This is a genomic window from Allocellulophaga tsushimaensis, assembly GCF_055383085.1.
The window spans coordinates 2,241,764-2,260,831 of sequence record NZ_AP039451.1; the positions used below are offsets into that span (position 1 = coordinate 2,241,764).

Consider the following 19,068-nt stretch of genomic DNA (forward strand, 5'->3'; position numbering starts at 1 on the left):
GCTTTTACAACACAGGTTTTACATTAATAAATTCAATGTGTCTTCTATCAAAAAAATCAAATATCTAATCATTCCATATATCGCTCTAGGGCTTGTTCTTTCTTTAATAATTGGTGTAGAATATAACTGTTCAGGTGAAGAAGTGTTGCCAGATTATTATGGAAGTCCGTTTGTATTTAAAGAAAAATCTATAGTGAGCTCTATGCAATATTATTACAGTATTTTTGGTTTAATATTAAATACTTTGGTTTGGAGTGTTTTATTAGCTGTGTTGAGGTATGTTGCATTAAAATGGATGAAGAAAACCAGAGGCAATACTATTTTTAAAATGGCCTATAAATCAATTGTTGTTCTCCTAGTCCTATTTTCAAGTTTTCATATTACCATAGAATCTATTCTCATCGGGGATGGCTTTAAACATGGAACAAATTATTGGTATTTAAGTATGGACGCTGATGCGGAAAAATATGGAATGTTGTGTAAAGGAAAAATAATATGCTATAAATGGTAGCTTAAGAAAAGACGAAATAATGCACTAAAAATAAATAGGAATAGACCATGAAAAAGCTAATATCAGAAGCAGCATATTTAAAACTTGAAAATGAAATTTGGGATGATTTTTTGAGCAAAGCGTCTAACGAAGAATTATATCATGCTGTGCTTACTGCTAATTTTGATGATAACGCTTATTTTTTAAATTGGATAAAGAATAACCCTAAAACAGATAAGGCAATTGTTTTAGCTGCTTATTGGATGTCTGAGCCTTATTATTTTAAGCAGTTTTTAAATCGTGAAGACTGTTTGCAAAAAGAATCTTGGGCAATAGAAGCTTTTGATTTTATTACCGAAATAGAAACAAAATATGTTGCGGGTTTTTATAGTACTAATACCCTAGCTTTTAATCCAAAGAACATAGAAATAGATCAAGAAACAGATTGGAGTGAAAAACGAAAAGATATGGTTTACGTTCGTGAAATTCCTTCTGTAATGCTTCAACCTTTAGCAGGTAAAAAACTTAGTCCTCCAGATTACTCTGTCTACACAGAGGGTTTGCCTAATGCATATTATGAAAGAGTAGAACAATTATTTGATCTTTATGAAATAATGTATATATAATAGATGAAATGTTTTAAACAAAAAGAGTTTTGGTCATGGCTTTATAGTATGGGGCAACAGCCATTACCTTCAGACACCTTGCAATTACTCAAAGAAGAATTTGTTTATAAAAATCAAATTCAAGAATCGGTTTATGAAGGAGAAAAATATCCCTGGAATTTTGAAACCCTGCGCTTAGATTTTTCAATTACTAAAAACTTCTCGTTTTCTAGTTTAATTCAGATACACGATACTAATGAGGTTGAAGAAAATTTATATCTAAAGAAGGGAAATGATTATTACCCATTGGGTTGGATTAATAGCCATAATCATGAAATGGTTTTTAGGGTGGAAGAGTTTTATCTGTTGCTGAATTTCCTTAAGAAAAAGAAAGTGAATAAAGTAGATATGGCTGCCTATATGCTTTTTTTAGCAAGATTTGTTACCCTAACTAATGAGAAAGATGCTAATTTTTTAATGCAAAACTGCATTAAGAGCTATGAGAATTTATGTAGTACAGTGGTTAGTATCACTGCTACAATTACAAAAGGTAGTACCTACGGAAATAAAATTTATGGCTCAGATTGGGTGATGAAAATGAAAAGTATTACGATACCAAATCATTTTTTACGATTTACAATTAATGAAGGAATTTCATGGAAGGCAGAAAGTGATATGTTTATTTTATTTGGATTTGGAGCACATTCAATGCGAAATGAATATTTTAACAACGGACTTCATACACCAATTAACATATATGATGTAAACATGAGTATGGATGATTATTGTTTTCCTAATGCTATTTGGAATGCGATGCTCAATGAAATTACTGCCGATACCCTTTGAAAAATGAAAATAAAACCAATAAGCGAATTTCAGGTTCCACAAAATTTGGGCGTAATTTTAAAGGAAGAAGGTTTCTGGGAAGACGAATCTTTTGAACCTATTTATATGAGCATAGAAGAAAGCTTGTATAAGGGAAAAGAAGTAATTTCTTTTCAAGCACTTTTCTCTGTGTTTGAGGAATATGATACCATAGATGGTCATTAATGGGAACAGTTGGTTCGTAACTATATAACTGAAAAAGAACCAGAATTAGTCCAAAAGCTTAAAGGTGATTCTGAAAGTGCCACTTGTGTTATTTGGACAGCTAATGAGAAGGACTTTAAAAAAATATTAGGATACATCATAGCACTTCTTTCTGATACACATGCTATTGAACGTTTAGCATAAAATATGTTACTTCTTACAAAGGTTCTACAATTTTAATTTGATACTAAGCAATTTATCACGGTTTATAGGGGTAAACGGAACATATTGGAGATGTAATTTTACCATGAAGAAAGTTTTATACAAATTAATACCACACAAACAGTAATCTAAATAATAAAACAGCACAACATGGAAAATCAAAACAACAATTCAGCAGAAGAAAAATCTCAACGTTGGATAAAAGAAGGTTTAGCGTATAAAAATGGAGTAAACGATTGGTTAGATATTATTTATATGGACCAAGAAAACCCAACAACACCCTGCCCAGAAGAAACCAGAAAAGATATGTCCGAAGATGTTCTTAATATCATAGGAGCATATAATGAGGCTAAAAAATATGATGAATTACGCAAACTATTTCCACCAGATACAGATCCTCTAGACTTACAAGGTATAACGGGTGTAGCATCTCAGGTAATATTGTTAGATGATGGCCGTATTGTTGCCACTGTTAATGAATGGTTTCAAGAACGTTTGGTATATATGTTAGAGGATAATACAAGAACCTTTTTAGATGGCGGTATTTTTATGACAGGGAAGTCTTTCGATAAAAAATACTTAGCTAAAGTATATCCAGATAAAATTGATGTTCACGAAGGTTGGGACGGAAAAATTGTGAGTACATTTACACCACCTAAAACCTATGGAGAAGCATTTTTAAAAGAAAATCCAGCGTATGTAGATGACCTTTCTGAAAAAAACTTTTTAACAATGAACATCCATAAAGTAGTTGTTTTTCCAGGCGGTGACCAACTAGCTATAGCATCACGAGCAGGTATTTTTGTGTTAACTGAAAATGAATCAAAAATTATTAATACAGAATATTTTGAATGTGATGAAGAGGACTATGGTGAATATGAAATGAAAGTGGAATATCCGCATGTAGATGTTTCTCCTGATGCTAAATATATTGTTGCAGGTTCTAAAGATTCTAATCATCTGATTCTTGAAAAAAAGGACAATTCTTGGAAGACTATCACTGAGGTTGAACCATTTTCGTCTTATCCTAATTTTGCAAAATTTAATTATTTAGTAGATAAAAGTGAAATAGCCAAGTCAGGCCCTCAAGTATTGTTAAGTTCTTGTCACTTTTCAAGAAGTGCCAGTGTTTCATTACCCATAGATAAAATAAAATCTGGTTTGGAAATTTACACATCAGATGAAAGTTGCGAAGACTTTTTAAATTTTACGGATAACCAAAGATGGATTAACACAGCAGGAGTTTACAATTGGGGTTGGGCTTTAGGTGCAGGTGATGGTTATATTTGGTTTAAGCATTTTAACGGTTATCAATACGGGTATTTACATGTTGGTTTAAGTGTGGTGGATATTGATTTTTCTTCTGATCAAAGAAAAATGGTAGTTGCTGGTAATGGTCAGGTAACGGTATACGAGTTATCGGAAGCTTTTAGCAATGGTGAAATTTTCCGTACTCCAGATACAAAAGAAGAAAGTAGAAAAGATCCATACGCTATTACAAATTCTGCTTTTGTAGACAAAAAAAGATACTTATTTGTAGTTGGATTTGATGGTCCTGCGATTTGGTAGTAAACTACCGGCTAATCTCCGAGGTATTCACTATGAAATAAATTAAAAATATCTAGGCTAGCCTTGGAGTATTAAAATCTCGATTATAGAGTAAAAAAATAATTTATTTGGTGTAGCTTACGTTGTATAAGTGTATATTACTAAAAAATAATTGTTGATGTTCTGGAAAAAGAAACCAAAATTACCCATAACAACTGAAGACCAAATTTGGGTAGAAGAATCTTTAGCTTTATTGAAGGAAAGTATTGGTGAAGAACGTTTACTAGCAATACAAACGATAACACCAACTAAAGAATTCTTTAATCGAGATTTTGATGGTTCAGAAGCTGATGCCGAATTTATTTTAGAGCACTGTTTAGCACTTATGCACATTCAAAAAAATAAGATTTCTTTAGCATTCTATACTGAAGATAACACCTATTTAGATGATGGTACCTTGTTAAGTTCTAACGCAGACATCATGGGAAGATCTTCAGGAGCAGCGGGTACCTATCAAAATATAGGAGAGCAATCTTTAATTAGAATTGAAAGGGGGCAGCTAAAAAATACAGAAAGTTTAATAGCTACGATATGTCATGAGCTAGCTCATGAAAAACTATTAGGGGAAAAACGAATTGCTGAAAATGACGAGTATTTAACAGATCTTACCGCTATTGCTTATGGTTTTGGAATTTTCATAGCAAATGCTAAGTTTCAATTTCAATCGGGATTAAATAATGGCTTTGGATGGCAAATGAAAAGTCAGGGGTATTTGCCGGAGCAAATTACGGCATATGCTATGGCATCTTTATCCTTAAAAAAGAAAGAAGCTGCCCATACTTACAAAAAGAGTTTAAATGCCAATACACAAAAGTATTTTGAACAAAGTATTGACTATTTAAAATCTGATAAAGCAGATAAAAATTGTCATATTTTTTGGGAATTAACCAAAAATGCAGCACCAACTGTAGAGCCTAAGAAAGAAGAGGTTGTTACAAATTCAGTAGCTCTAGAATCAGAAGAAAAACTAGATGCATTTGGATTCACAAATCTAGAAGCTACTTTTACTAGAGCGTGCGCTAACGGTGATTTAGCAACTGTTCTACAATGTTTAGAAGAAGGAGTTTCTTCTAATACAACCAATAAATTTAGTACTAGTGGATTAAAACAAGCTATTAGCCATCATAATTTTGAAATAGCAGATGTGGTATTACAATCTGGAGGTGATATTAATTTTTTGCCAATTTCATCAGAAGAAGATACACTATTTCATCAAACAATTCTAACATCACTTTGTAGAAGCAAAAATATTGAAGGAATAAAATATGCATTAAAAGTAGGAGCAAATCCCAATCTTTTTTCTCCATTAGGAGCCTACCCTATATTTACAGCACTTATAGAAGAAGATGCTATATCAAAATATAGTGAAGCGCAAATTTTAGAAGTTGTTGAAGTATTGGTTGGCAATGGGGCTGATTTAGAAGTTAGAGATAGTATTTATCATCATTTAACCCCAATATGTAAAGCCGTTAAAAATTACCATCCTAAGTTAGTTGGTTTTCTCGTGCAGAAAGGAGCAAAACTAAAACCACTTAAAAAGATGGATCGTAAAGAAATTCATCCAAAAATGGTGAAATTTCTAAAAACGAGAAAATATCTTTAAGATGAAGCAGAGTAAAGTTTTAATAAATCTGCAGATAGTACCAGAAGAAATGTTGCTAATGTTATAGCATCAGTTTGTAGAGCTCTTGGATGAAATGAAGTTTATAAAAACTATTAAACAGGCTTCAGTTTTATTGCTCTAATAATACCTATTATAATTAGGTTAAGGAATGTTTAAAATAATAACATATAAATGGAAGAAATAAAACTATTAGTATTTGCATTGGTATCTTTTTTATCTAATGAAAATATTCCTATAGCTGCTACATCTGCCGAAATAGAAATCAACCTACAAACAAAACAGATCACAATTCACCAATATGATTTGTATAGTATAACACAATATAAAGATATGGCTAAGGTTGGGCTAGATTCTCTAATGAGAAAACAAAAATTAATAGAAGATTTAGCTCCTCTCTATATGACATCAAAATATCTTTATGAGGATGGAGGAAAACTAAATGCAACCATATACATACAATATAAAGACCTTAAAGATTTACGAAAAGTTTCCTTTTCTTCTGATGAAGAAAATCACCTTATAAGTTACCCTCATTTAGAAGAATACAAATATGAATCGCAAACAGGAAAAATAGAAGGTCGTTTTATTCGTTTTAACTCAAAAGAAAACGTTCGCTTTAAAATGGAACGAAAGGGGGATTTGCCAGAAGGTATTGATACTTATAGTCTTTTAGAAGATTGGAAAAGCTTGGAAGAAGAAAAATTCCTAGATCTAAATGAAATTTTTTCGAAAGAAGATTTTGAAAAAGTCAGAAAATTTATTTTCAAAAGAGGAGACCGTAAAACCTATAGAAACTTTGATAGTAATAACCCACATTATAAATTTACCAATTTTGATGTGTACTTAGGAACAGGAAATCAGCAAAATATAGTACATAAGGGTAAATTAAAAAAAGAAGAATATGTAGAAATGGTGATTCATGATAAGCAATACTATACTCTATTTTTAATTTCAGGAAAACCGTTTCATAAAAACCAAGCGCATTTAGAAAACAATAAAGTATATTGGCATAACCGAAACTATTTAGATGATAAAAAGCTGAAAGAGTACATCAGCCAAATATTTCTGGAACTAGAACATAAATAGATTAGGTTAAAATTAAAGCACTTTATTTAGGATTTTTACTCGATAATCGAGATTTAAAATACTCCGATGTTTACATCGAAATTAATGTTAATTTTCCTTTTTAATGCCTTGTGGGCAAGCCCCGAGGTTATACATTATAAGTAATTGATTGGTTAAAAATAGAAAAAATGATAAAATTAAAAACGATCGGAATTATATTAGGAGTACTGCTACTGATTTTTTCTTTTTTTAAAATAGGTGTATTTCTTTTGAAATATAAATTTATAGAAACTACTGAAAAAAACTTTTTAAAGGATGTGGATTTTTCCCAAGGCGAATATGCTATTATTTTAGATCATAAAACACCTCCTCTACTTATAGATGATCAAACGATTTTAGAGGAAAATAAAGACAGTATTATTGCAGATATAGCTTTTTTAAGTACTCTGAGTGGTAAAGGCTCTAATGCTAAAGGTATGTACTTATTTAAGGATGGCGTATTGGTAAAAAGTAAAACGGCAAGAGAATTTAAAACTTTTGAGACAGGTACTATTCATACAAAAGGGAAACCTATGGAACGTAAATTAGTACAAGGAAATAGGGCAGTTATAAGTCCACTGATTGAGGCTCTAAAAAAATCAAATACAGTTTATATTATTCAAAATGATGAACTTGACCCTAACGGATTTGAGTATAATTTTAATATAATTTGCCCTTCTTTGATGATTTCTAAAAAGAACAAAACATTTAACGAACTTAATTTTAGTGAAAAACTTGTTAAGAGGGTAAAAGACGGACTTAAAGATTTTACTACAGAATTTAGATTAGATGATAATGCTTTGGCAGGTTCTACTTCAGAAGCTATGCTAATGGAAATTACGCCCAATTCTAAGACTTATGTATTAGATAAGAACAAATCTATTTTGGCAATATCTGGTTATACCATTCATCAATACATATTAAAGTTTAAGGGAACCAAAGAATTTTACAATCAAATGAAAGCTCATGATTTTAGTACTTATTATAAACGAGAAGGTTTATTAACTCATGAAATAGAGAAGTTGAAATCAGATAAATTAAAAAATGCAGCGGTAACAATTGATGAAAACAATATAAGTATTTTAATGTATGAGGAAAATTTTATGTTAGGAGGTTTAGAAGAAGTAGCATATACAATTGATTATTTTGAGTCTCTGTAACTTTATGCTTGTCTTAAAATTTATTTTAAAGTAGTTCTTTTATTCTATCAATCATATTTCCTATTGGTAACTAAGCTACTTTTTTCTTTTTTAGATTTTGTTTAGGTAATGTAAAACAAAAATTAGAACCTTTTGTTGGTATACTTTCAACCCATATAGAACCGCCATTCTTTTCTACCATCTCCTTGCATAACGCAAGTCCTAGTCCGGTTCCTTTTTCATCATTAGTACCATAGGTGGTAATTGTGGTTTTATCATCAAAAAGTTTTTTTGCAGTTTCCATATCTATACCTACACCAGTATCTTTAATACATATCTTTAAAAAATCTTTAATATTTTCACTATCTATTGAGATAATACCATTATCTGAAGTAAATTTAATGGCATTGCTAAGTAGATTTCTCATAATAATATCTACTTGGTTTTCATCGGCATAAACTAGATGGTCTGCAGACAAGTTATTATTTATTTTAATTGATTTTTTGTTGGCCATTTCATGAACAAGATTAGTGTTATTTTCAATTAATTTATACATTGAAAAAGCTTTAGGTCTAGTTTTACTTCCTTCCAATTGGCTTTTCCCCCATTGTAGTAAATTATTTAAAGTAAAAAATATACCATCAACATCTTTTTTTAGTTTGGGTAAGAATTCTAATAATTCTTTTTTATTTAGTTCACCCTCACTATAAAGCCCTAAAAGACTTCGCAATCCTCCAATAGGACCTCTTAGGTCATGACCAATAACCGAAAATAATTTGTCTTTCGTATTATTACTTTTCTGAAGTTCCTTAAAAAGGGCACCTAGTTTTTTATGTTTTAAGTATAAAGGAATTGATGTAGATAGTAGTATTAAGAAAATAATAACTGCGGTGGTGAAATAGTATTTCTGCCTTGATAGTTTTATGCTATTTTCCGCTAAGATTTTTTCTTTGTCTTTTTCATAATTAGACCTTATTTCATAGAGTTCAAGGCTTTTTTTGTTTTCTTTACTAGAAATAGAATCATTAAGCTTATTGTAAATTTCTAGAAATTCCAAAGATTCTTTGTAATCACCAGTTTGTTTTTTTATTTCATAGAGCGATTGCGCAGAACGCATTTCTGGATTTATAAAACGAAATTTTACTGCCATTTCATAGGCTCTCATAGAAATATTTAATGCTTCATTTAAATTTCCTAAACCTAATTGTGCTCTACCAATATTGTAAATTAAAATATTTTCTTGTTGAGGATCTTCTATTTGATCATAAATGTTTTTTGATTTTGTAAATGAGTTCAGTGCTTTGTTATAGTTTTCTGTTCCAAGAAAAACACTTCCTTCTACCATATAAGCATATGCTAACCATTTATCAATATCATCCTCTTTTTTGAATATTGGAATACTTTTTTTAACATATTGCATTGCCAGTTCATAATCCTTTAAGTCTACGTAATTAGACGCCATACTAATCATGAATAGTGCGGATAGATAATCATTTTCCATTTCCTCACTTAATTCAAGTGCTTTGGAATTAAATTCTAAAGCCAGTTTGTGATTTTTTTGATTACTGTAAAGAACGGCTATATGCTGATTTACCATACTTTGTATGAATTTATTGTCAACCAGAATAGCTTTATCTTTTGCTTTTAAATAATTTTCAAGTGCTTTTGGATGGTTTCCTGCAACAGAATAAGCCCCTCCTAAAGAACCATAAGCAATCAAGATATTTTCATTGTTATTTATTTTCAATGCAATCTCTAGGACTTTTTGGTAGTATGATATAGCTTGTTCTTGATTTCCTGAGTCAAAGTAGTAATCCCCAATATTTAATAATGCTTGTATCTCACCGTGTAAAAACCCTAACTTTTTACTTAGCTCTAGTGTTTTTAAAGATAATAATTGCATGCTATCTGCATGCACATGCCTATATTTATAGGATATTGTATTGATCTTATTAACATAAGTAGTGTCTCTCTTTAGAGTATTTTGATAATGAACTACTGAATCACGCAAGGAAATTTTCGGCTCAGTTTGTGCAAAAAGAGGCGAACAATAATGGATTAACAAACCAATAATTAGGATTGCATTGAATGGACAACTTTTTTTCTTTATTTTCAAATAAATCAGCTTAATGACATCTTAAAAATAAGAATATTCAGATATGTAGCATAACTAATGTTGTAAAAATAGAGTACTTAGTTGTGTTAAATATTTTGTACGAGAATAAAATTCGATAAATAGCAGTGTTTAAAGCCTAAACTAGTTCGCTATTAACATAGTTTATCAGATACTACCAAATTATAAAGTTTAAAAGTTAAATTTGGATTTTGTACTAGAATTATATGGCTTGTTGTTGTTTGTTGATAACTTTAGGTAATGTAAAATAGAAGCTAGAGCCTATTTCTAAAGAACTTTCTACCCAAATAGTTCCTTTATTTTTTTCAACCATTTCTTTACATAAAGAAAGTCCTAGTCCTGTTCCTTGTTCATTATCTGTACCATAGGTAGTGATGTTAGTATCTTCACTAAATAGTTTCTTTTGTATTTCTTTATCTATACCAACTCCTGTGTCTTTTACTTTTACAACCCACATATCATTATCTTCTTGCGCAGATATGCTAATAGTACCATCTTTAGGTGTAAATTTAATAGCATTACTGATTAGATTTCTGATTAAGATATCTATTTGACTCTCATCTGCGTAGGCTATTGTGTCTTCTTCTATCTTATTCAAGATTTTTATTTTTTTATTATTAGCGAGTTCAAAAAGTAGATTTTTGCTGTTATTAACTAATTCATGTAAAGAGACTTCCTCTATGTCTGTTTTTACTCCTTTTAGTTGTGCTTGTCCCCAATGTAATAAATTGTTAAGGGTGAAAAAGATATGATCTACATCTTTTTTTAGCTTAGGGATAAAAGAATACAACTCTTCCTTTTTTATATCACCATCACCAAAGAGTTTTAGTAAACCCTGCAGTCCAGATATGGGGCCTCTGAGGTCATGACCAATTATAGAGAATAGTTTATCTTTTGTGTTATTGTTTTTCTTTAATTCCGTTTGGCTTTGTTTTAAGTTTTCTGCTTTTACTTCAAGTTCAGAATAAAGTCCACCTAATTTTTTGTGTTTTAAATACAAAGGGATTGCCATACTTAGTAATAAAAGAAAAACGATAACAGCTAAAGTAAAGTAGTTTCTCTGTTTTGCTAAGGTTTTTTCATTTTTAGCTACAATTTCTTCTTTTTCTTTTTCATAACTCATTTTACTTTTAAAAAGTCTAAGACTTTGCTGATTTTCATCACGTGATATAGAATCATTTAGTTTTTTAGATACTTCAAGATATGTTAGCGCTTCTTCAAAACTACCTGTATTTTTTTTAATTTGATAAAGAATTTCAGCTGAGTTCATTTTTTGAGAAATAGAATTTATCTCAATAGCCATCTTGTAAGATTGCGTAGCTAAATCTGATGCTAATTTGTAATTGCCTAAGCCTAAATATGCTTGAGCCATACATCTTAAGAGATCTGACTCTTGTGCAGGATTATGTATTTTTTGATATATGTCTAGTGATTTTTTAAACAAATTGATAGCTTTTTGGTATTCCTTTGTGTCAAGAAATATTTGTGCTTTCGCCATTAAAGCGTAAGCTAACCAATTTTTTTCATCCTTTTTTTCAAGAAATAAAATAGAACTATCTATATTAAGCATAGCATTTTTATAATCCTTTAAATTAGCATAAGTTAATGCTAGCGTAGTATTTATCTGGGCAGTATAGTCATCATTTTGTATTAACTTACTTAATTTCAAGGCTTCCTTCATATAATACAAGGTTTGCTTATGATCATGTTGAGAACTGTACATTGTTGCAATATTCTGGTAAATCACGCATAACCTTCTTTCATCATTACTTAAAATTGCTAAATCTCTTGCTTTTAAATAGTTTTTTAGTGCTTCTGAATCATCTCCTTTTTGTTCATATGTAGATGCTATACAAATATTTGCAACTATTTTATTATCAGTATCATTGGTTTTTGTAGCCATATCTAATGATTTTTGATAATATGAGATAGCTTTGTCATTTTTTCCTAAATCACTATAATAATCTCCTAAATTAAGTAAGGCAATAATCTCTCCTTTAGGGTACTTAAGAGACTTACTTAATGCTAAGGTTTGCTCAGATAACAATTTTAAGCTATCAGAATTTAAAAACCTGTATTGAAATGCAAAATCATTAATTTTATTAATGTAGAGTGTATCTTTTGTATGAGTATTATATAAGTTTACGGAGTCGGATAAGGAATTTTTTATCTCACTTTGCGCTTGTATTAGAGGTAGACACAGTAATGTTACAAAAACAAATAATAGGAATTGTTTTTGAACTCTTAGTATAGTATAGTTTTTAAAATTTAGTTTGATTGACATATTGATATACAATATATCACAAATCTCTATAATACTATAAGTTATTTCTATATTATGTTGTGAATGCAACAAATAATGTAGTGATCTAAAACTACGTTACTAATTTTTAGTTAAATATCAGTTTTAGATTAACCCAGCTCTTTCTAGCAATGCCTCAACTTTAGGTGCTGCTCCTCTAAATCGTTTATACAAAACCATAGGATTTTCGGTACCTCCTTTAGAAAGGACATTATCTTTAAATTTCGTAGCAATTTCTTTATTAAAAATTCCATTTTCTTTAAAATAAGCAAATGCATCAGCATCTAAAACTTCTGCCCATTTGTAACTGTAATATCCAGAAGAATAGCCACCTTGAAAAATATGAGCAAAAGCAGTACTCATACATGTTGAAGTATTTCATGAAAATAAAATAGATGGTATTAGGCATGAATATTATGGAATATCAAAAAAACCTAGAGCAATACGTAAGTTTTATGATCATAAAGGTGTTTTTATTGGTGATTATCGCATAACAAAAAATAATAAAATTGTTTTTAAAGCTGAAGAAATATTAGAACTCAATAGTTCAACAGTTTATATAAATAAATTAGGACTTAATTTAAAGTTTATTGAAAGTAGAAAGTTATATTAAATTTAAGACTATTTAAAAGATAGCTAACGTATTACAATTCTAAACCATATTTAAAGAACAAGTGCAATTATTAATAGGTAAACTTGGTAAAATTCTATTTATACAAAATTATGGATACTATCTGAATTAAGCCATTTTTTCCTTTTTTTGTTTGACTTTAGGTAGTGTAAAATAGAAGCTAGAGCCTATTTCTAATGAACTTTCTACCCAAATAGTTCCTTTATTGGCTTCAACCATTTCTTTACATAAAGATAAGCCTAGTCCAGTTCCTTTTTCATTATTAGTACCGTAAGTAGTAATATTAGAATGTTTTTCAAATATTTTTTTGATAGTGTCTTTAGGCATTCCAATACCGCTATCTTTTATGGTTATTATCCAAAAAGAAGCTTTTATTTCTGCATTTACAGTAATAGATCCATTTTCTGGAGTAAATTTAATAGCATTGCTTATAATATTACGAATAACAATATCAATCTGATTTTTATCAGCAAATACCATGCAACTTTTTGGTAAGGAGTTTTTAATTTTTATTTTCTTCTGAGAAGAAAGTTCAAAGAGTAAGTTTAAATTATTTTCTACTGTTTTGTAGATAGAGAAGCTAGAAGGCTTTGTATTTGCACCTTTTAATTGTGTCTTTCCCCAGTGTAATAGGTTGTTAAGTGTAAAAAATACGCTGTCTACATCTCTTTTAAGCATAGGTAAAAAAGAAACCAGCTTTTCTTTTTTTATTTCACCATTATTATACAAATTTAATATGCTTTGTAAACTGCCTATAGGTCCTCTTAAATCGTGACCAATAATTGAAAATAATTTATCTTTTGTTTTATTGTTTTCTTTTAATTCTGTTTCTTGCTGTATTAGGATCTCATTTTTTAGTTTCAATTTTTTATGTTTTAAGTATATCGGAAAAGACATACATAATAATACAGCCAATACAGCTATTATAATATTAAAATAATTACGTTGTTGCGCTAATACTTTTTCGTTTTCAATGGTAATTACTTCTTTTTGTTTTTCATATGCAGTTTTAGCAGATAATAAAGATAAACTCTGTTGGTTTTCAGTTCTAGATAAAGAGTCAGAAAGTTTATGATAAATTTCAAAATACGCAATAGCCTCTTCAAGGTTATTTGAAGCTTTTTTAATTTTATACAGTATTTCAGCACATTTTAATTCTACTCCTATATGGCGTTGTTCCTTAGCCCTATTGTAAGCTTCTGTAGCTAATGATGTAGCAAGCTTATTTTTCTTTAAACCAAAGTAGGCTTGTGCTAAATTATAAAATACTTGAATCTCTTCCGCAGGATTATCTATTTTAACTTGTAATGCCTCAGCTTTTTTAAAACTTATTAATGCACTTTCATACTCTTTCTGACCTAAAGCAATATCGCCTTCTACCATATAAGCTGAAGATAGCCAGTAAAAGTCTGAATTCTCTTCTAAAAAAGCTATACTTTTGATTATGATTGCTTTGGCAACTTCAAAATCTTCCAATTCACTTTTAATAATTGCTATATTTACATTTATTTTCGCTTCGGAAGATTTATTATTTAATTCTTTCGCTATTCGTAGCGCTTCTTCAAAAAATACAAGTGCTTGTTCAGATTTATTTGCGTCAGCATATACAACACCAATATTTGCATTAATTACAAACAGCTTAGGTAAATTGTTTTCCATTACAGCAATATCTTTAGCTTTAAGATAATTTTCAACTGCTTTTTTATAATCACTCATAACAGAGTAAGTGTTTGCTAGCCCTATTACCCCCAAGAGTCTATTTTTGTTATCAGAAACTTCATAAGAAAGTTTCTGAACCCTATTGTAATAATCAATCGCTTTTTCTAATTCACCAGTGTCTTGATAATAGTTACCTAAAATATGAAGGGCAGAAATTTCTCCATTTACAAAGTTTAACTCTTTACTTAAACGTAGTGCCTCTTCGGAATTGGTTAGCATACTCTCTAACTCAATATACCTATCAGCAAGAGCAACTTCATTTAATAATTTAATGTAATTAGTATCTTTTTTTTTCTTTGCAAGAATTTTTAGCGAATCTTTTAATGCTTTCCGATCAGAATTTTGTGTATACGAATTGGCAATGGTAAGAATGCACACTGTAATAAAAAGAATCTTCTTAATAATTCTTGATTTATGAGTTTTTTTGAAAATAAGAAAGTGAAACATCTTTTTATTACATAAACGAGTTATTCTGTTAACGCCTTAAATATGCAAAAAGTATTTAGTAAGTAAAAACTTTTATTTTGAGTGAGAAACCTCCTTAAATAGTTAATAATCCAGCTCTTTCTAACAAAGCTTCCACCTTAGGTTCTGCTCCTCTAAAACGCTTGTATAAAGTCATAGGGTTCTCTGTACCGCCTTTAGAAAGGACATTATCTTTAAATTTTGCAGCAATTTCTTTATTAAAAATACCATTTTCTTTAAAATAAGCAAATGCATCAGCATCTAAAACTTCTGCCCATTTGTAACTGTAATATCCAGAAGAATAGCCACCTTGAAAGATATGTGCAAAAGCAGTACTCATACAAGTTTCAGGAGTTTTTGGATATAAATTAGTACCTTCAAAAGCTTTTGTTTCATAGGCTTGTACATTTGTAATCTGTGTAGGGTCTGTACCATGCCAAGACATATCTAATAACCCAAAACTTAATTGACGCAAAGTTTGCATACCTTCTTGAAACGTTGCAGAATCTTTAATTTTTTGTACCAATTGCATAGGGATAACTTCTCCTGTTTGGTAATGTTTTGCAAAAAGTTCTAAAGCTTCTTTTTCATAGCACCAATTTTCCATGACCTGACTTGGTAATTCTACAAAATCCCAAAATACAGAGGTTCCAGAAAGGCTTGGGTAGGTTGTATTTGCTAACATACCATGTAAACCATGACCAAATTCATGAAATAGGGTAGTAACTTCGTTAAAGGTTAAGAGTGATGGCTTACTTGGTGTAGATGGCGTAAAGTTACATACGTTAGAAATATGTGGCCGGATATTTTCTCCGTTTTCTACGTATTGCGATTTAAAAGAAGTCATCCAAGCACCACCACGTTTTCCTGCTCTTGGATGAAAATCAGCATAAAAAACAGCGATAAAAGTTTTATCAGCATCATAAACACGATAGGTTTTAACTTCTTCGTGGTATTTTTCAATATCAGATACTTCTTCAAAATGTAAATTGAATAGTTTTTCGGCAACTTTAAAAACTCCGTCAATAACATTTTCTAATTTAAAATAGGGTTTTAGTTGCTCATCATCTAAACTAAATAATTTTTGTTTCAATTTTTCAGTGTAATAACTCCCATCCCATTTTTCTAACTGATCTATAGCATCTAAGTCTTTTGCAAAAGTTTCTAATTGCTGAAACTCTTTTTCGGCAGCTGGTTTCGCTTTTTCAAGTAGTTCATTTAAAAACTTGTGTACTTTTTCTGGCGTTTCTGCCATTCGTTCTTCTAATACAAAATGTGCATGTGTTTTATAGCCTAAAAGATTGGCACGCTCAAATCTTAATTTTGTGAGTTGTAATATGTTTTCCTGATTATCTAATGCGTCATTATGAAAAGCTCTACTACCAAAAGCCAAAGTAAGTTCTTTGCGTAAACTTCTGTTAGTAGCATATTTTACAAACGGAATATAACTTGGGTAGTCTAATGTGATGAGCCAACCTTCTTTGCCTTTTGCTTTAGCACGTTGTGCAGCAGCCTCTTTTTCACCATCCGGGAGTCCGTCTAAATCGGCTTCATTTGTTAAATGCTTTTCGTATTTGTTTGTTTCAGCAAGTAAGTTTTCTCCAAATTTTAATTTTAGCTTAGCTGATTCAGCATCTATTTCACGCAAACGTTTCTTTTTATCTTCAGGAAGATTTGCGCCGTTTCTACTAAAACTCTTGTATTTTTTATCTAAGAGTGTTTTTTGTTCTGTAGATAAATCTAAATTATCCTTCTGATGGTAAACGCTTTTTATTCGCTGAAATAATTTTTCATTAAGCGTTATATCATTACTAAACTCTGAAAGTAAAGGAGAAATTTCTTGTGCTATTTTCTGAATCTCTTCATTGGTTTCCGCTGAATTTAAATTAAAAAATATACTTGAAATCCTGTCTAATTGTTGTCCAGAATATTCTAAGGCTTCAATGGTGTTTTTAAAAGTAGGCGTTTCTGTAGTATTTGTAATTGCATCTATTTCCGCTCTGGCATCTTTCATAGCTTGCAAAAAAGCTGGCTTAAAATGCTCATTTTTTAGTTGTGAAAATGGCGCGGTATCAAAAGAAGATAATAATGGATTCATGTTTTTATAAAGTTAAATTTCAAGTGACTCATAAATGTATAGTTATGAATACTCAAAGGAATTGGGAAATTAATTTTGTCAATGGCTAACTGTTCACTATTTACTTTTTACTGATTTGGCTCCTTCTATAACTTTTTGTTTTAAGCCTTCTTTGTAAAGTATAATTTTATCTAAAACGCATTTATCTGATGCACCAATAATTTGTGCTGCAAGAATTCCAGCATTTTTAGCGCCATTTAGCGCAACTGTTGCTACAGGAACGCCACCTGGCATTTGTAAAATAGAAAGTACAGAGTCCCAACCATCTATAGAATTACTACTTTTTACAGGGACACCAATTACAGGTAATGGAGACATAGAAGCAACCATTCCTGGAAGATGTGCTGCACCGCCAGCACCTGCAATAATTACTGTATAACCATTGGTATGGGCATTTTTACTAAAATCAAATAATTTTTCAGGTGTTCTATGTGCAGAAACAATATCTACATCTACAGAAATATCGAAACCTTTTAAAATATCAATTGCTTCTTGCATTACTGGGAGATCACTTGTACTACCCATGACTACAGCTACTTTGCTCATAAAATGATTAAATTTAAATCTAATTTTTCTATTAAAATGTTAGCATTATAGGCTAACTACTTTTATGGTATTTTTTACTTGTTCTGCTATTGCTCTGGCTTTAGTAATATCTTCATTAACTATGGTTACATGACCCATTTTACGGAAAGGTCTGGTTTGTTTTTTCCCGTAAATATGAGGTGTAACACCTTCTAATTGCATAATATCAGCTATATTTTCGTAAACTACATTACCAGTATACCCTTCTGCCCCTACTAAGTTTACCATGATACCAGCAACTTTACTTTCAGTATTGCCTAAAGGTAGGTCCAATATTGCTCTAATATGTTGTTCAAATTGGTTGGTGTAACTTGCTTCAATACTATAATGTCCACTATTATGTGGTCTTGGAGCTACCTCATTTACTAAAATATTATCCTCTTGGGTCTGAAACATTTCTACAGCCAATAAACCAACATGTTTTATTTTTTGCGAGACTTGTAAGGCTATTTCTTGTGCTTTTTTAGCTACATCGGCATTTATACGTGCAGGGCATATTACATATTCTACTTGGTTTGCTTCTGGATGAAATTCCATTTCTACAACAGGGTATGTTTTTACCTCGCCACGCTCACTTCTTGCAACAATAACTGCGAGTTCATTTTTAAATGCAATCATTTCTTCAGCAATACACTCTCCAGTTGGTAAACCTTCTAGATCCTGTATCTCACGTACTACTTTTACACCTTGTCCATCATATCCAAACCGTGCAGCTTTCCAAATAAATGGAAAACTTAATTCTTCATTTTTGATACTCTCTTCAATTTCGCTCTTATGAGCAAAACGTTTAAAAGCAGCAGTGGGAATACGATTATCTATATAAAATGCTTTCTGTTTTGCCTTATTTTGTATAATTTTTAATGCACTAGTCGGAGGAAATACTTTAACCCCCTCTTCTTCTAATTTTTCTAATGCTTTTGTATTTACATTTTCTATTTCTATAGTCAATACGTCTACTTTTTTTCCAAGATTGTAAACAGCATCAAAATCTAATAAGTCTCCTTGATAAAATTCATTACAGGCAATTTTACAAGGAGCATCATTACTTGGGTCTAAAATTGAGGTGTGAATATCATATTTTCGCGTTTCATAGAGCATCATTTTCCCTAATTGTCCACCTCCTAAAATTCCTAGTTTAAATTTAGATGAAAAGTAGTTTTTTAAATTTTCTTCTGACATATTTTTAAGCAAATCTTACTAATATCACAAAAATACACCGAATTTGTAAAACCACCTATATCAGCCTTAAAAAGAGAAAGCAAAATGCTATATTT

General features: G+C 30.5%; 15 protein-coding genes and 1 pseudogene. 9 read left to right on the forward strand and 7 right to left on the reverse strand.

All coding sequences use genetic code 11. From position 1 onward, the window contains the following. Positions 1-37 precede the first annotated feature (37 nt). The 9 genes from ACZ451_RS09590 to ACZ451_RS09630 all read left to right on the forward strand — a co-directional run bounded on the left by ACZ451_RS09590 (position 38) and on the right by ACZ451_RS09630 (position 7,842). Complete coding sequence (locus ACZ451_RS09590; protein ID WP_464211808.1) at positions 38-511, forward strand: hypothetical protein; 474 nt, start codon at positions 38-40, stop codon at positions 509-511. Positions 512-558: 47 nt separating this feature from the next. Beyond that, complete coding sequence (locus tag ACZ451_RS09595; RefSeq protein WP_464211810.1) at positions 559-1,116, forward strand: DUF4274 domain-containing protein; 558 nt, start codon at positions 559-561, stop codon at positions 1,114-1,116. A gap of 3 nt (positions 1,117-1,119) precedes the next feature. Then, entirely contained in the window at positions 1,120-1,941 is an 822-nt protein-coding gene (locus ACZ451_RS09600; protein ID WP_464211812.1) for a hypothetical protein, read from the forward strand. Positions 1,942-1,944: 3 nt separating this feature from the next. Then, positions 1,945-2,145 carry a hypothetical protein gene (locus ACZ451_RS09605; protein WP_464211814.1) on the forward strand — a complete coding sequence of 67 codons (201 nt, stop codon included), beginning with the start codon at positions 1,945-1,947 and terminating at the stop codon, positions 2,143-2,145. Positions 2,146-2,154: 9 nt separating this feature from the next. Continuing rightward, positions 2,155-2,328, forward strand: a complete 174-nt coding sequence (locus tag ACZ451_RS09610; protein WP_464211816.1) for a hypothetical protein — start codon at positions 2,155-2,157, stop codon at positions 2,326-2,328. Positions 2,329-2,496: 168 nt separating this feature from the next. Further along, a complete protein-coding gene (locus ACZ451_RS09615) occupies positions 2,497-3,915 on the forward strand; it encodes a hypothetical protein (protein WP_464211818.1) in 1,419 nt (472 codons plus the stop codon). Between the two features lie 157 nt (positions 3,916-4,072). After that, positions 4,073-5,557 (forward strand): ankyrin repeat domain-containing protein, encoded by a 1,485-nt coding sequence (locus ACZ451_RS09620; protein WP_464211820.1) that lies wholly within the window; start codon positions 4,073-4,075, stop codon positions 5,555-5,557. 192 nt (positions 5,558-5,749) lie between these two features. After that, the gene (locus ACZ451_RS09625; RefSeq protein ID WP_464211821.1) at positions 5,750-6,664 is read left to right on the forward strand and encodes a hypothetical protein; all 915 of its coding nucleotides are present in this window, start codon (positions 5,750-5,752) and stop codon (positions 6,662-6,664) included. A 167-nt stretch (positions 6,665-6,831) separates the two neighbouring features. Continuing rightward, the gene (locus ACZ451_RS09630; protein WP_464211823.1) at positions 6,832-7,842 is read left to right on the forward strand and encodes a hypothetical protein; all 1,011 of its coding nucleotides are present in this window, start codon (positions 6,832-6,834) and stop codon (positions 7,840-7,842) included. Between the two features lie 70 nt (positions 7,843-7,912). Here ACZ451_RS09630 and ACZ451_RS09635 read toward each other — a convergent pair whose 3' ends face one another. From ACZ451_RS09635 to ACZ451_RS09665, 7 genes and pseudogenes are all read right to left on the reverse strand, one after another. Next, positions 7,913-9,832: a tetratricopeptide repeat-containing sensor histidine kinase gene (locus tag ACZ451_RS09635; RefSeq protein ID WP_464211825.1), complete on the reverse strand. Its 1,920-nt coding sequence runs from the start codon at positions 9,830-9,832 to the stop codon at positions 7,913-7,915. Positions 9,833-10,157: 325 nt separating this feature from the next. Further along, positions 10,158-12,239 carry a tetratricopeptide repeat-containing sensor histidine kinase gene (locus tag ACZ451_RS09640; RefSeq protein WP_464211827.1) on the reverse strand — a complete coding sequence of 694 codons (2,082 nt, stop codon included), beginning with the start codon at positions 12,237-12,239 and terminating at the stop codon, positions 10,158-10,160. A 123-nt stretch (positions 12,240-12,362) separates the two neighbouring features. Next, positions 12,363-12,626: pseudogene (locus tag ACZ451_RS09645) on the reverse strand (M3 family metallopeptidase); the annotation flags it as partial. A 370-nt stretch (positions 12,627-12,996) separates the two neighbouring features. Further along, positions 12,997-15,054 (reverse strand): ATP-binding protein, encoded by a 2,058-nt coding sequence (locus ACZ451_RS09650; RefSeq protein WP_464211829.1) that lies wholly within the window; start codon positions 15,052-15,054, stop codon positions 12,997-12,999. A 94-nt stretch (positions 15,055-15,148) separates the two neighbouring features. Continuing rightward, the gene (locus tag ACZ451_RS09655) at positions 15,149-17,170 is read right to left on the reverse strand and encodes a M3 family metallopeptidase (protein ID WP_464211831.1); all 2,022 of its coding nucleotides are present in this window, start codon (positions 17,168-17,170) and stop codon (positions 15,149-15,151) included. A gap of 96 nt (positions 17,171-17,266) precedes the next feature. After that, positions 17,267-17,755 carry a 5-(carboxyamino)imidazole ribonucleotide mutase gene (gene purE, locus ACZ451_RS09660; RefSeq protein WP_464211833.1) on the reverse strand — a complete coding sequence of 163 codons (489 nt, stop codon included), beginning with the start codon at positions 17,753-17,755 and terminating at the stop codon, positions 17,267-17,269. Between the two features lie 45 nt (positions 17,756-17,800). After that, positions 17,801-18,973, reverse strand: coding sequence for a 5-(carboxyamino)imidazole ribonucleotide synthase (locus tag ACZ451_RS09665; RefSeq protein WP_464211835.1), 1,173 nt, complete (start codon positions 18,971-18,973; stop codon positions 17,801-17,803). Positions 18,974-19,068: the final 95 nt, after the last annotated feature.